This is a genomic window from Aquimarina muelleri DSM 19832, assembly GCF_000430665.1.
Taxonomy (GTDB): Bacteria; Bacteroidota; Bacteroidia; order Flavobacteriales; family Flavobacteriaceae; genus Aquimarina; species Aquimarina muelleri.
On sequence record NZ_AUML01000015.1, the window covers coordinates 17,697 to 31,589 of the forward strand.

A 13,893-nucleotide genomic window follows, 5' to 3' on the forward strand; every position below is an offset into this window, starting at 1 on the left:
AGATAGTTATTTCTTACAAATGTTAATAATTAAATCGATTATTCTGTTACTATATCCAATTTCGTTATCATACCACCCTATGATTTTTACCATCTTACCTATTACAGAAGTCATTAAAGAATCGAATGTGCAAGAGTATGGGTTTCCTAAAATATCGACAGAAACAATGGGATCTTCTGTATAGGATAAAATACCTTTTAAGTTAGTCTCAGAAGCTTTTTTGAATTCATCATTAATTTCTTGTATAGAAGTTATTTTCTTTACATTAAACGTAATATCAGTAAGCGAACCATTAGGAACAGGGACTCTTATTCCACAGCCTCCAATAACATTACTTAATTCTGGAAATATTTTTGTTAAAGCTTTTGCTGCTCCTGTAGTCGTAGGAACAATAGATTGACTAGCGGCTCGTGCACGTCTTAAATCTCTGTGTGGTTGATCATGTAGGCTTTGATCTGTAGTGTAGCTGTGTATAGTTGTAATGTACGCTTGTTCGACGCCGCATAGATCATTGATTACTTTGATCATAGGTGCAGCGTTATTGGTGGTGCATGAAGCGTTTGATAAAATAGTTTCTGATCCATCTAATATATGGTCATTAACTCCCATTACAATAGTTTTGATACTATCTTCTATAGCAGGAGCAGAAAGGATTACTCTTTTTGCTCCTGCTTTTAAATGCTTTTCTGCATCCGATTTTGTTTTAAATTTTCCAGTAGACTCTATAACTATATCTACATCATATAGTTTCCAGTTACAATGCTCTGGGTTTTTTTCATTAAGTAATGGTGTGGCTTTATTTTGAACTATTATATGATCTTTATTGTGTGTTACTTCATAAGGAAGTACACCATGTATACTGTCGTATTTTAAAAGGTGGCTTAGGGTTTTTGAATCTGCAAGATCATTTATAGCAACAACTTGTATTTGAGGATGATTTATTAATAATCTAAATAAATTACGACCAATTCTTCCAAAACCATTTATGGCGATTTTAACAGGAGTATTCATTAAGTATTTGCTGTTATTTTTTTGATTATGTTAAGTGTTTTTGTGCTTTATAAGAAGACCTAACAAGTGCACCACTTTCAACATGCCTAAAGCCCATTTTTAAACCAATTTCTTCATATTTCTTGAATTGATCTGGAGTTATAAATTCTTTTACAGGAAGATGTTTTTTACTTGGCTGTAAGTATTGTCCTATAGTTACAATATCTAAATTGACAGACCTAAGATCGCTAAGTGTTTGTATAACTTCTTCTTCTTTTTCTCCAAGACCAAGCATAATACCGCTTTTTGTACGATTTATGCCATTTTCTTTAAGGTAATTTAATACTTGTAGACTTTGCTCGTATTTGGCTTGAATTCTAACTTCTCTAGTTAATCTTTTTACAGTTTCCATGTTATGAGAAACTACTTCGGGTTTAACAGCTATAATTCTATCTATGTTATTTGTTTTTCCTTGAAAATCAGGTATTAATGTTTCTAATGTCGTATCTGGATTCATTCTTCGAATTGCCTGAATCGTTTCTGCCCAAATAATAGATCCTCCATCCAAAATATCATCTCTATCTACAGAGGTGATAACAGCATGTTTTATATTCATGAGTTTTATAGATCTAGCTACTTTTTCTGGCTCTTCCCAATCTATAGTCTCAGGTCTTCCTGTTTTTACGCCACAAAAACCACATGAACGTGTACAGATATTACCTAGTATCATAAAAGTTGCGGTACCTTCACTCCAACATTCACCCATATTAGGGCAACTACCAGAAGTGCATATAGTATGCAAATTATATTTATCCACTAACCCTCTTAGTTCAGTGTATTTTTTTCCTGTAGGAAGCTTAACTCGTAACCATTTTGGTTTTCCTTTAGGAGGTGCTACGCTAGTGATATCATTATTCATACAAGCAATATTTTTAGCAAAAATACAAAGAAAGCTTAGATTACTGTCTAGTAGATTCAAAAGTTATGATTTTGATGTGATTTTGAACAAGTTTTCTTTATTTGTATGACTATTAAGAAGAATTATAGTAAATAAAAAGAAGGTTTTAATACAGGTAAGATTTTCTAAGGCTGTTTTATTGTATTTTCTAAATTCATCTTGGTATGAGGAAAACAAGTATTCAATATATAATAAAATTTATTATAGGCTCCTTGGGTATTTACTATAAGAACAGTTTTATTAGGTCCGGTAGGTTAAGACTATTCGTATTTCAAATTTTATATCTTAATATAAAACAGTGTCTTAGTTTATGGGGAATATAGCTCTTTTAATAATACATTATCATTAGTTTTACTTTTTTTAAATAACCTCTTGATTTGGGGATTTCAGCTTCTATTGTGAGCTATTATAGAGAAGAGGTTTCTTTATATGAAACAGCATTATTGGTATTAAGCTAGAAAAAACTAGATTAAGTTGTATGTTAATATTTAAAGCATTGTAATTAGTAATTCTGTATTGTTTTTTTATAGCTTATCTCTTCTGTTTTTTTTCATGATTTAGTCGTAAATCACTTTAAAATCACTTTTTGACAAGTATAATTCTTTTCATAGTTTACTCGATAGCGGTAACTATTCACTTTTCTAATCTATTTAGGTTAAAACCTGTTTTTACTACTTTGGAAAATTTTTTTAAGGGAAGTTCGCCTATAGTTTCAATATTATTTGAATATTCTTTATAAAAAACAAAAAAAGCCGCTAAGAGGTTAAAAGACTACTGGATTTTTTAATTTCAATTTATGGAATAATTTTTGTCAAATATTAGTTGCTTTTGTACTAATATTATAAGAAATATCTTTTTATTTATGTTTTTTTAAGTTGTGTGAAAAAGATAAGTATGGATTAAAAAGTTTGATTTAATAATGTTGAAGATAGTGTGGTAGGAGTAGTAAAATTGTTATTTTACAGTGCTTTATGTTTAATTTAGGTTTTTGTTTTTTTGAAAATAGATTTTGTAGAAAAACCTTAATCCTACAGAGTGTTAACTTCAAGTTAAAATTAGGTTAACTTAAAATTTTTTTATGATTTATTAGTTATTCTCTCTAAAAAAGAGAAAAATAATATCATGCTCGAAGAATTGGTAAGCTCTAAAAAAACAAAAAATAATCGAAAGCGTGTAGAGAAATGGTTATTGAATAATCAAAAGTATATTAATATTACAGCAATAGAAAAAGAGATTTCTGCTCCAAAAGGACTTGTTCAAAAGTTTGTAAAATATGATAAAAAAATTAATGATAAATGGATTGAACCGTTATACAGTGTTATCAAACAATTTACTTCTTTTACATTAAGGTAATTTTTTTTGCTTAGCATTAGTGATAATCTCCGCTAATAATTTTTTTGCACGTAATAATTTTATTTTTACATTATTAATAGGTTCATTAAGTTGCTCTGCGATTTCTTTATAGCTTAGTTCTTGAAAATAGCGTAGATTGATTACTTTTTGATAATTAGGTTTTAATTGTTTTATATACAGAAGTAATTGTGCTAAATTTTGTTCTGTAATTAATTTATCTTCGGGGGTAGGGTTGGCGTCAATAATTTTATAGACAGAGTCGTCTACTTTTGTAGTAGTTTTAGATCGGATAGACGCATTTTTTTTTCGTAATAAATCTATATGTATATTTTTTGAAATTTGAATTAACCAAGTTTTAAAATTATACTCTTCTTTAAAGGTGTTAATTTTATCAAATGCTCTAGAAAAACTTTGTATGGTTATATCTTCTGCCTCATACTCATTGTGAGTTCTTTTTAATTGGAAATTGTACACTTCATTCCAAAAAGTATCCAGAAGATAATTAAAAGATGTTTGTTTTCCTTCTTTAGCTTTTTTGATATGATCTTCTAAGAGCGTAAGGTTTTCTTTTTTCAATTATTTTTTTTTGAGTAAAATAGATCAGCTTAAAGAACTATTTAGAATGTTTATCATCATTACAGTTCGAAAATTGATCTGGTGTTTTTCCACAAAGAGAACAGGATTCACCATCTTTATTTAAAAAAGGGCTCTGACTAGCACAGGTGCCTGCAAATTTACCATCTTTTTTAGCCCATAATTTAATAGCAATACCACCAAAAGCTAAAAGTAATAAACCAATTGTAAGTAATAGGAGTTTCATAAACGTATAAAATCAAAATTTATATACAAAGATACAAAGAATGTGTCTTTATGCTCATAATAAATAAATAATTAAGAGAATGATCTTTATTTTAACCCTTTATTAAGGATTTAATTTTTGAATACTTGCTTCGAAAACAAAGCATATCTCGTTAGCTTTTTTAAACTATTGATTTTTGTAAGATTTGCTATAGATCAATGAAATTTATAAAATTATTTTTAGCTTTCATCTGTGAGTTTTTTTAAATAATATTAACTTCTGTTTCTAGAATAATATTAAATTTTTCTTTTATTTCTGTTTGAATTTTTTTTGATAGATTTAATATTTCTTTGCCAGATGCATTATTATAATTAACCAAGACTAAAGCTTGTTTTTCGTGTATGCCAGCATCACCCCATCGTTTTCCTTTAAAACCAGATTGTTCTATTAGCCAGCCTGCAGGAACTTTAATATGTTCTTGGTCTATTTTATAAGAAGGAATATTTGGATATTTTTCTTGTATTTTTAAAAAATGATGAGTAGTTATGACAGGATTTTTGAAAAAACTACCGCTATTTCCTATTAAGGCAGGGTCTGGCAGTTTACTTTGTCTGATCTTAATTACTGCTTCTGATATATCCTTAATAGTTGGTTGTGTGATTTTTTTATTCAGTAAAGCATTTTCTATAGCTCCATAATTTGTGTTAAGGATGTGGTTTTTTTTGGTTAATCTAAATATAACTTTAGTTATGATGTATTTACCTTTAGCTTCTTCTTTAAAAATAGAGTTACGGTATCCAAACTTGCAATCTTTGTTTAAGAAAACATGTTTTTCTCTGGTAGTGATATGAATAGCTTCACAATGTGTCATTGTGTCTTTAAGTTCAACACCGTATGCACCGATATTTTGAATTGGTGCACTACCAACATATCCAGGGATTAGTGAGAGATTTTCTAATCCTCCGAAATTATTTTTAATACAATATTTTACAAAATCATGCCATTTTTCTCCAGCATTAACAGATACTACTACAAAATCGCTGGATTCTTCTATAATTTCTATGCCTTTTATTGCGATATGTATAACTAGATAGTCAAGGTTTTTTGTTAGCAACATATTGCTGCCTCCGCTTAATACAAAAATAGGTTTCGTATTGTTTTTTGCAAGTAAATTGTTAAGGTCAAGCTCAGATTTGATAGATGTAAACTCGCTAGCAATAGCGTCAATTCCAAAAGTATTATATTTTTTCAGGGATTTATTATACTCAATTCTCATTAATCGTTATATTTTTTTAATGCAAATTTTAATATTTCTATTGCTTTTGTTAAATCTTCTTTGTTTAATACATAGGCAATTCGTACCTGATTTTTTCCTTTATCAGGGGTTGAATAAAATCCAGAAGCAGGGGCAAGCATAACTGTTTCTTTGTTTAAGTCAAATTCATTAAGTAGCCATTTGGAAAAATGCTCTGCGTTTTTGATAGGTAGTTCTGCAATACAGTAAAAAGCTCCTTTTGGAATAGCCACTTTTACACCAGGAATTTCATTAAGTTTAGTGATGAGAATATCTCTTCTTGATTTGTATTCTATAACAGTATCTGTGTAGTAAGATTCAGGGGTTTCTAATGCTGCTTCGCTTGCTATTTGGGCAAGGGTGGGCGGACTTAATCGGGTTTGGGCAAATTTCATAGCGGTTTGCATAACACTTTTATTTTTGCTTACCATACAGCCAATACGAGCTCCGCACATACTGTATCGTTTTGAAACAGAATCTATGACAATAGCATGTTCTTCTAGTCCTTTTTCTTGTAAGATAGAATAATGCTCTGATTCATCATAAACAAACTCTCTGTATACTTCGTCTGAAATCAAAAAAAAGTCATATTTGATAGCTAATTTTGATAATTGTTTTATTTCTTCTTTACTATATAGGTAACCTGTAGGGTTTCCTGGGTTGCAAATAAGAATAGCTTTAGTTTTTTTGGTAATTAGTTTTTCAAATTCTTCTATAGATGGTAAAGCAAATCCATTTTCTATTTTAGATATTACAGGTACTATTTTAATAGTCGATTGTGTAGAAAAACCATGATAGTTTGCATAAAAAGGTTCGGGAACTATAATTTCGTCTCCAGGATCCGTTATACTTCCCATAGTAAAAATAAGAGCTTCACTACCACCAGTAGTAATCAGTACATCATCCGTAGTAACATTAATTTTATGTTTCGCATAATATATAGTAAGTTTTTTTCTAAAACTTTCAAACCCTGCCGAATGACTGTAGGCTAAAATATCTAATTGGTGGTTTCGTATTGCCTCCATTGCAACTGCTGGTGTTTTGATATCTGGCTGGCCTATATTTAAATGATATATATGCTTGCCTTCTTTTGTTGCTTTTTCTGCAAAAGGAACCAATTTTCTAATTGGAGATTCTGGCATAGCTTTACCCTTACTTGATACTATTGGCATCTGGTCTAGTTTATAAAAATAAAATAGTGGTAAATTTCTTAATAATTTAAGAAATAGAGACATGTTTGATGCGATTTTTCAACTATTTTTCTATATTTAGTGTAATGAAGATTTTATCTCTAGATTTTTGTCATTTTTTAAGAAGTAAGATTGTATTAGTGTTTCTGCTTTTTAGTATTGTTCTGTCTGCACAGAGCAAGTTTGTTCTTCCTAAAGGAAAAAAATATGAGAAAATTAAATTTGAACTAGCAAACAACCTTATTGTAATCCCTGTAGTAGTAAATGGTGTAGAGCTTTCCTTTATTTTGGATACAGGAGTAGGGTCTACAATTATTTTTAGTGTGGATAACAAAGGTTCTTTAGAACTCAAGAATGCTTCAAAAATTCATCTTAGAGGATTAGGAGATAATGAACCAGTAGAGGCAATGAAATCTATTGAGAATGAACTAAAAATAGGTAAAGCTGTTAGTGCAAACCATAAAATTTATTTAGTATTAGATGAAACCATTAATTTTTCTCCAAGAATGGGTTTTCCTATACATGGGATTATAGGGTATGATTTTTTTAAAGATTTTGTTCTAGATATTAATTATATAAAAAAAACAATAAAGATTTATAGCCCAGAATCGTACACATATAAGAAATGTGAAAAATGCTATCAAGCTAAACTTAGTTTTGTAAATCAAAAGAAAAGGCCATTTTTAACTGCTAAATATAAATCCGGGGAAGATCTTATAGATGTAAATCTTTTAATAGATTCTGGTTCGGGTTCCTCTTTGTGGTTATTTGAAAATAAAGAAAAAGGCATTTCGATACACAATAATTCTTTTAGAGATTTTTTAGGAAAAGGATTTAATGGAGATATATATGGGCATAAAACCAAAATTGAGGAGCTTCGAATAGGAGATTTTAGATTAAAGGAAGTTAAAGCTTCTTTTCCAGACTCTATTTATATACAAGGTATATCTTTAGAAGACAGGCAAGGATCACTAGGAGGAGATGTTTTACGAAGATTTACTCTTATTGTAGATTATCCAGGAAAAAAAATATCTTTTAAAAAGAATAGTTTCTTTGATAAACCTTTTCACTATAATATGAGTGGACTTACTATTCAGCATAGTGGTTTTTTACTCTCACAGAAATCTAAAAAAGATGGTTCTTATATCATAGAGAAAAATAGGGTTTACATGGGTTTAAATGGTGTTGTAAGTAAAAAAACATTAGAGTTGTCTACTAATTTTGTTCTTCAGCCAAAATATGAAATATCAGATGTTAGACCTAATTCTCCAGCAGCACTTATTGGGTTACAAAAAGGGGATATTGTGTTAGAAATAAATGGAAAGAAAGGATATAGGTATAAGCTTTCTAGTTTGAATGATCTATTTTATTTCGAAGAGGGAAAAAAGATAAAAATAATGGTAGATAGATTAGGAGTGGTAATAAATTATGAATTCTATCTTAAGAAAGTGCTTTAAATTAAAAAGCCACTGTACAGTGGCTTTTTAATTATAATTTAAAAAATATTAGGTATTAGTTTTTCTTTTCTAAAACGCTTCCGTCTAGTACGCTACCTTTTATTTTTATAGCCATTGTTGGGTTGTCTCCTGCGTTAGATGTAACTGTAATAGTTTTACGAATAGGTCCAACTCTGTTGGTGTCGTATTTAACTTCAATAACACTAGATTCTCCTGGAGCAATAGGGGCTTCAGGTTTTTTAGGAATAGTACATCCACAACTTGAGTAAACTTTAGAAATAACTAAAGGAGCATTTCCAGTATTTGTAAATTCAAATTGACGAACACCATCGCTACCTTTTGCTATTTCTCCATAGTCAACAACTTCGGATTTAAATTTTATTTGAGCTTTAGTATCTTGTGCATATAAAGTTGTGCCAAGAAAACCAATAAATAAAATTATCATTATTTTTTTCATAATGTAGGTTTTTATTAAATGTAAAAGTACTTACTTTTTATTCAACTGCAAAATCATAAAAGACTTTCTGGTTGTCAGATATAATAATTACTTTTGCATTTTAAAAATCAAAAATCAGACCAAAGTATGGCTTTAGCAGGAAAATATGACTCGAAATTGATAGAAGAAAAATGGTATGCCTACTGGATGGAGAATAATTATTTTCATTCAGAAGTAGATGAAAGAGAGGCGTATACCATAGTCATTCCTCCTCCAAATGTTACAGGTGTTTTACATATGGGGCACATGCTTAATAATACGATACAAGATGTATTAATTCGTAGAGCCCGTTTAAAAGGGTATAATGCCTGCTGGGTTCCAGGAACAGATCATGCCTCCATTGCTACAGAAGCTAAAGTTGTTGCCAAGCTAAAAGAAGAAGGTATTGATAAGAATAATTTAACTAGAGAACAGTTTTTAGAACATGCTTGGGAGTGGACACATAAGCATGGAGGAATTATCTTAGAACAGTTAAAAAAATTAGGAGCTTCTTGTGATTGGGAACGTACAGCTTTTACTATGGATGACAATTTGTCTGCATCTGTAATTAAGGTTTTTGTAGACTTATATAATAAAGGATTGATTTATCGTGGGTATCGAATGGTAAATTGGGATCCCGAAGCTAAGACTACCTTGTCTGATGAAGAAGTGATCTACGAAGAAAAACAAGGTAATTTATACTATCTTAAATATAAAATTGAAGGAACCGAAGATATACTTACTATTGCAACTACCCGACCAGAAACTATTATGGGAGATACAGCAATTTGTATTAATCCAAATGATGAAAGGTTTGCGCATCTTAAAGGTAAAAAAGCAATTGTGCCAATAGCTAATCGTGTCATACCAATAATTGAAGATGAATATGTAGATATGGAGTTTGGTACTGGGTGTTTAAAAGTAACCCCTGCTCACGATACAAATGATAAGGTGTTAGGGGATAAACATGGATTAGAGGTAATAGATATATTTAATGAAGATGCTACTTTAAATACTTTTGGATTGCATTATCAAGGTAAAGATCGCTTTGTAGTTCGTAAAGAGATTGTAAAAGAATTGGAGAGTATTGGTGCTTTAGATAAAATAGAAACACATCTTAATAAAATAGGTACTAGTGAGCGTACCAAAGCAGTTATAGAACCAAGGTTAAGTGACCAATGGTTCTTGAAAATGAAAGATCTTGCTCAGCCCGCGCTAGATGCAGTTTTAGATAAAGAGGTTAATTTAGTTCCTGAAAAATTTGTGAGCACCTATCGTTACTGGATGGAAAACGTGAGAGATTGGAATATTTCGCGGCAATTATGGTGGGGACATCAGATCCCAGCTTATTTTTATGGAGATGGTAAAGAGGATTTTGTAGTTGCAGAAAGTAGAGAAGAAGCTTTAGTTTTTGCTAAAGAAAAAACAGGAAATGACAAGTTAATAGATACAGATTTAACTCAAGACCCAGATGCTTTGGATACTTGGTTTTCTTCTTGGTTGTGGCCAATGAGTGTTTTTAATGGTATTTTAGAGCCAGAGAATAAAGAGATTAATTATTATTATCCTACTAATGATTTAGTTACAGCACCTGAGATTTTATTTTTCTGGGTCGCAAGGATGATTATTGCAGGATATGAGTATAGAAAAGAAAAACCATTTACGAATGTTTATCTTACAGGTATTGTAAGAGATAAACAAAGACGTAAGATGTCTAAGTCATTAGGTAATTCTCCAAATCCATTAGACTTGATTGATAAATATGGTGCCGATGGGATTAGAGTAGGAATGTTATTAAGTTCTCCTGCAGGTAATGACTTAATGTTTGATGAGGATTTATGTGATCAGGGAAGCAAATTTGTAAATAAAATATTTAATGCTTCAAGGCTTATTTTAGGTTGGGAGGTTAGTGATACTATTGGCCAACCAGAAGCTTCTATTGCTGCTATTGCATGGTATCGATCAAAATTTCAGAAAGCATTATTAGAGCTAGAAAATAACTATGATAAATATCGTATTAGTGATGCTTTGATGACTTCTTATAAACTTATATGGGATGATTTTTGTGGATGGTTGTTAGAAGCTGTTAAGCCTGCATACCAATCTCCCATAGATGCCAAAACATACCAAGAGGTGATTTCTATTTTAGAGGATAACTTAAAAATAGTACATCCGTTTGTTCCTTTTATTTCAGAAGAGATTTGGCACCAAATAAAAGATAGAACTAAAGAAGAAGCATTGATTATTGCTAGTTGGCCAAAAATAGAATCTATTAATGAAGATTTGATTTCTGAATTTGAAATTGCAGCAGATGTGATTTCAGGAATTAGAACTATACGAAAAGAAAAAAACATAGCTTTTAAAGAAACTATTGAGTTGTCAGTGTTAAATAGTGGTAATGGGACTACTACTTTTGATGCTATAATTAACAAACTTGGTAATCTTTCAGGATTAAATTATGTGCAAGAAACGGTAGAGGGGGCAATCTCTTTTAGAGTAAAATCTAATGAATATTTTATACCTGTTTCTGGAGTAATTAACGTAGAAGAAGAAATCAAAAAACTAACAGAAGAGTTGTCTTATACCGAAGGGTTTTTAAAATCCGTACAGAAAAAATTGCAAAATGAACGTTTTGTAAATAATGCACCAGATCAAGTTATTACTAACGAAAGAAAAAAAGAAGCAGATGCAGAGGCTAAAATAGTAACTTTAAAGTCTAGTCTAGAAAATTTATCAAAATAGATTTATAGGTATAGGTTGCATATCAAAGACTAAAAAAAACGCTTCATAGCATTATGAAGCGTTTTTTTTAGTCTTTGATATGTTTGTTTACTAATTCTATGTACTTTGTTTTAGCCTTTTTTGGAGAAATATTTTTTACTTGTAAAAGAGCATTTAGTTTGAATGCATTTCTAATCTCATTATCTCCTGATGGGGTAAAAAAACCCTCAGTGTGCGTTGCTCGCTTATAGTATGCGTATAAGTGAAGCATGATGTCTGGAGCTAATTGCGTTTGGGTGTTACTAGCACGTTCGTACGCATTATTAAAGGCTATATTTAATTCTTTTTCAGTCATGTAAGAAAAAACGAAACTCCTTTTTGAGAATTTATTTCAGAAAAAACTCAAAAACGGTGGTTGAACTATCTTTGGTTTATACTAATTTTTATATCTATCAGAGATAGATTTGTTTTTAGTATTTATCAGGATCTAGAGTTTGTCTATGATTTTATAGTAAAGCAATAATACTTTCTCCTCCTTTTACCTTTTGGTTTAAAGTAACATCTACTTTAGTGCCTATAGGTAAATATACATCTACTCTCGATCCAAATTTGATAAATCCGCTATCAGAGCCTTGAGTTACTTTTTCTCCTTCTTTAGCATAGTTTACAATCCTCTTTGCTAATGCTCCTGCTATTTGGCGATATAGTATTTCTATCTGATTATTTTTTACAACGACTGTAGTTCTTTCGTTTTCTTCAGAAGCTTTAGGATGCCAAGCTACTAAATATTTACCAGGATGGTATTTGCTAAAAGCAACCTCTCCACTAATAGGATGTCTGGTAACGTGTACATTTATAGGAGACATAAAAATAGAAACCTGTAATCTATTATCTTTAAAGTACTCCTTTTCATACACTTCTTCAATAACAACAACTTTTCCATCAACTGGTGCTACTATAGTAACCTCGTTAATTTTAGTATTTCTTTTTGGGTTTCTGAAAAACTGTAAAACTAAAATTAAAAATGCTGAAGTTATTGCTAATATGGCAAATTGCCATTCTCTGATTTGAATAGCGACATATGCAGCTACATTAACACCTATAAATATAATAAGTGCTATTGATATTATTTTATATCCTTCTTTATGAAACATGCTTTAATATTTGTAAAAATGCGTACAAAAATGGGCTTGCAAATATAATACTATCTAAACGATCGTAGATACCTCCATGGCCTGGCATTATAGTGCCACTGTCTTTAACTCCAGCCTGTCTTTTAAATTTAGATTGGATTAAGTCTCCCAGCGTGCCAAAAATACTCATAATTATGCTTATAATCAACCAAATTTCTATAGATAAAATATCAGAAAAAATAGCAATTAAATATCCTGCTAATAAAGAGAATATAAGGCCACCAATAAACCCTTCAATAGTTTTTTTAGGAGAGATCCTTTCTAAAAGTTTATTCTTACCAAGGTTTTTTCCAACTAAATAAGCAAAAGTATCATTAACCCAGGTGATTAAAAAGGCTCCTGCAATTATAAGAGGTTGATATTCTCCCGTATAATTAGGTATAAGAGTAGTAAAAACTATACAGCTAATTAGATAAAAAATACTGGTAAAGTATTTTCTTTTCTCAAACATGGGGATGATTCGAATAGTAAAAAGATCTTTTACTAAAAACAACTCTGTAATAATGGTAAATATCAAAACAGGAAGGATGGCATAAAGATAAAGTGTGTCCTGGTATAAATTTAATAATACAATGAGGGTGATAAATATTAAGTAAAGCCTCTTGTTTTTAAGGTAGATTAGCTTTTGGAATTCAGATATGGCAATGATGCCAAAAACCAAAAATACCCCTATAAAAGTATATCTAGAAATGAATATTGATAGTAGTAATATTAGTATGTAAAAAAATCCCGATAGAGATCTTGTGAGCAGTTCTTTCATATTATAAATCTTCCAGCAGGAGCAAATATAAATTTTTTGAACTACTTCCATAGCTTAAGAAATCCTTTTCTTTTTGAGGTTCAAAATCTTTAATCGTAGTAATATTAGAGGGTATTGAATTTTTATTTTTATTTTTTATGCCTTTTAATCCTTCTCCAATACTTTTAACCAGTTGACTAGTAGCTGCTAAAATCACAAAATTATCCGGTAATTCTATTAATTTCTTCTCTTTAAGTTGATTTGAAGAGATTAATATGGCACCGTTATCCGCTATTAAATATTCACAAGTCGCAAAAAAGAAAGAAGAAGAAATATCTTTTACAAAATTTAAATTAAAACCAGAAAACTTCTGTTCCAGAGTTGTGTCAAAACAACATACGTCTTTTTCGTACCAGTCATTTTCCAAAAGAATTTTGTCAAAAGAATCAGAAACTTCATTGTCGTTATCACAATAAAGAAACTTACCTCCATTTTTTTTGAAGTTCATCATAAAGCTTTCATCAATCGGAAGATCAATTTCTGGCATATATTTACTACGATTATCTATATGACGTTCTTTATTCTTTTGGTCTGATTTAGATTTGGAGAAAAATAATCTTCTAAATAGACTCATATTTTAGATTGAGATTGGGGATTACGGTTTTACATTACTTCCAAAGATAAAAAAAATCTTAACCTAATATTCCATTAGGTTAAGATTTTT

The 13,893-nt window shown here is 30.2% G+C and carries 14 protein-coding genes; 3 read left to right on the forward strand and 11 right to left on the reverse strand.

The annotated features are described in order from the left end of the window. Window positions 1-6 precede the first annotated feature (6 nt). On the reverse strand, window positions 7-1,011 hold the full coding sequence (gene gap, locus H527_RS0107175; protein ID WP_027412070.1) for a type I glyceraldehyde-3-phosphate dehydrogenase: 1,005 nt from the start codon (window positions 1,009-1,011) through the stop codon (window positions 7-9). A 25-nt stretch (window positions 1,012-1,036) separates the two neighbouring features. Then, window positions 1,037-1,909: a lipoyl synthase gene (gene lipA, locus H527_RS0107180; protein ID WP_027412071.1), complete on the reverse strand. Its 873-nt coding sequence runs from the start codon at window positions 1,907-1,909 to the stop codon at window positions 1,037-1,039. A gap of 1,161 nt (window positions 1,910-3,070) precedes the next feature. On the opposite strand from lipA, the gene H527_RS0107185 reads away from it, so the two are divergent. After that, window positions 3,071-3,301 (forward strand): hypothetical protein, encoded by a 231-nt coding sequence (locus H527_RS0107185; RefSeq protein WP_027412072.1) that lies wholly within the window; start codon window positions 3,071-3,073, stop codon window positions 3,299-3,301. Here the strand turns inward: H527_RS0107185 and H527_RS0107190 are convergent. From H527_RS0107190 to H527_RS0107205, 4 genes are all read right to left on the reverse strand, one after another. Next, window positions 3,293-3,877 carry an RNA polymerase sigma factor gene (locus tag H527_RS0107190; protein WP_027412073.1) on the reverse strand — a complete coding sequence of 195 codons (585 nt, stop codon included), beginning with the start codon at window positions 3,875-3,877 and terminating at the stop codon, window positions 3,293-3,295. The genes H527_RS0107185 and H527_RS0107190 overlap by 9 nt on opposite strands. Before the next feature lie 37 nt (window positions 3,878-3,914). Then, entirely contained in the window at window positions 3,915-4,121 is a 207-nt protein-coding gene (locus tag H527_RS0107195; RefSeq protein WP_027412074.1) for a hypothetical protein, read from the reverse strand. A gap of 241 nt (window positions 4,122-4,362) precedes the next feature. Beyond that, entirely contained in the window at window positions 4,363-5,376 is a 1,014-nt protein-coding gene (gene murB / locus H527_RS0107200; RefSeq protein ID WP_027412075.1) for a UDP-N-acetylmuramate dehydrogenase, read from the reverse strand. Then, window positions 5,376-6,566, reverse strand: a complete 1,191-nt coding sequence (locus tag H527_RS0107205) for a pyridoxal phosphate-dependent aminotransferase (protein WP_027412076.1) — start codon at window positions 6,564-6,566, stop codon at window positions 5,376-5,378. The genes murB and H527_RS0107205 overlap by 1 nt, the downstream gene beginning before the upstream one ends. Before the next feature lie 104 nt (window positions 6,567-6,670). Between H527_RS0107205 and H527_RS0107210 the strand changes: the two genes are divergently transcribed. Next, the gene (locus H527_RS0107210; protein WP_162143811.1) at window positions 6,671-8,041 is read left to right on the forward strand and encodes an aspartyl protease family protein; all 1,371 of its coding nucleotides are present in this window, start codon (window positions 6,671-6,673) and stop codon (window positions 8,039-8,041) included. Between the two features lie 55 nt (window positions 8,042-8,096). Here the strand turns inward: H527_RS0107210 and H527_RS0107215 are convergent, their stop codons facing one another. Next, entirely contained in the window at window positions 8,097-8,498 is a 402-nt protein-coding gene (locus H527_RS0107215; protein WP_027412078.1) for a DUF1573 domain-containing protein, read from the reverse strand. Window positions 8,499-8,624: 126 nt separating this feature from the next. On the opposite strand from H527_RS0107215, the gene H527_RS0107220 reads away from it, so the two are divergent. Then, window positions 8,625-11,258, forward strand: coding sequence for a valine--tRNA ligase (locus H527_RS0107220; RefSeq protein ID WP_027412079.1), 2,634 nt, complete (start codon window positions 8,625-8,627; stop codon window positions 11,256-11,258). Window positions 11,259-11,325: 67 nt separating this feature from the next. Here H527_RS0107220 and H527_RS0107225 read toward each other — a convergent pair whose 3' ends face one another. The 4 genes from H527_RS0107225 to H527_RS0107240 all read right to left on the reverse strand — a co-directional run bounded on the left by H527_RS0107225 (window position 11,326) and on the right by H527_RS0107240 (window position 13,803). After that, window positions 11,326-11,592: an acyl-CoA-binding protein gene (locus H527_RS0107225; protein ID WP_027412080.1), complete on the reverse strand. Its 267-nt coding sequence runs from the start codon at window positions 11,590-11,592 to the stop codon at window positions 11,326-11,328. Window positions 11,593-11,743: 151 nt separating this feature from the next. Beyond that, window positions 11,744-12,391, reverse strand: coding sequence for a phosphatidylserine decarboxylase family protein (locus tag H527_RS0107230; protein WP_027412081.1), 648 nt, complete (start codon window positions 12,389-12,391; stop codon window positions 11,744-11,746). Then, window positions 12,381-13,241: a phosphatidate cytidylyltransferase gene (locus H527_RS0107235; RefSeq protein WP_308427899.1), complete on the reverse strand. Its 861-nt coding sequence runs from the start codon at window positions 13,239-13,241 to the stop codon at window positions 12,381-12,383. Before H527_RS0107235 ends, H527_RS0107230 begins: the two co-directional genes overlap by 11 nt. Continuing rightward, on the reverse strand, window positions 13,192-13,803 hold the full coding sequence (locus tag H527_RS0107240; RefSeq protein WP_027412083.1) for an LUD domain-containing protein: 612 nt from the start codon (window positions 13,801-13,803) through the stop codon (window positions 13,192-13,194). Before H527_RS0107240 ends, H527_RS0107235 begins: the two co-directional genes overlap by 50 nt. Window positions 13,804-13,893: the final 90 nt, after the last annotated feature.

Coding starts and splice junctions, on each gene's coding strand:
- H527_RS0107230 (WP_027412081.1), bottom strand. CDS start 12,391: ATGTTTCATAAAGAAGGATATAAAATAATATCAATAGCACTTATTATA.
- H527_RS0107185 (WP_027412072.1), top strand. CDS start 3,071: ATGCTCGAAGAATTGGTAAGCTCTAAAAAAACAAAAAATAATCGAAAG.
- H527_RS0107240 (WP_027412083.1), bottom strand. CDS start 13,803: ATGAGTCTATTTAGAAGATTATTTTTCTCCAAATCTAAATCAGACCAA.
- lipA (WP_027412071.1), bottom strand. CDS start 1,909: ATGAATAATGATATCACTAGCGTAGCACCTCCTAAAGGAAAACCAAAA.
- H527_RS0107225 (WP_027412080.1), bottom strand. CDS start 11,592: ATGACTGAAAAAGAATTAAATATAGCCTTTAATAATGCGTACGAACGT.
- H527_RS0107220 (WP_027412079.1), top strand. CDS start 8,625: ATGGCTTTAGCAGGAAAATATGACTCGAAATTGATAGAAGAAAAATGG.
- H527_RS0107195 (WP_027412074.1), bottom strand. CDS start 4,121: ATGAAACTCCTATTACTTACAATTGGTTTATTACTTTTAGCTTTTGGT.
- H527_RS0107215 (WP_027412078.1), bottom strand. CDS start 8,498: ATGAAAAAAATAATGATAATTTTATTTATTGGTTTTCTTGGCACAACT.
- gap (WP_027412070.1), bottom strand. CDS start 1,011: ATGAATACTCCTGTTAAAATCGCCATAAATGGTTTTGGAAGAATTGGT.
- H527_RS0107205 (WP_027412076.1), bottom strand. CDS start 6,566: ATGCCAATAGTATCAAGTAAGGGTAAAGCTATGCCAGAATCTCCAATT.
- H527_RS0107235 (WP_308427899.1), bottom strand. CDS start 13,241: ATGGAAGTAGTTCAAAAAATTTATATTTGCTCCTGCTGGAAGATTTAT.
- murB (WP_027412075.1), bottom strand. CDS start 5,376: ATGAGAATTGAGTATAATAAATCCCTGAAAAAATATAATACTTTTGGA.
- H527_RS0107210 (WP_162143811.1), top strand. CDS start 6,671: ATGAAGATTTTATCTCTAGATTTTTGTCATTTTTTAAGAAGTAAGATT.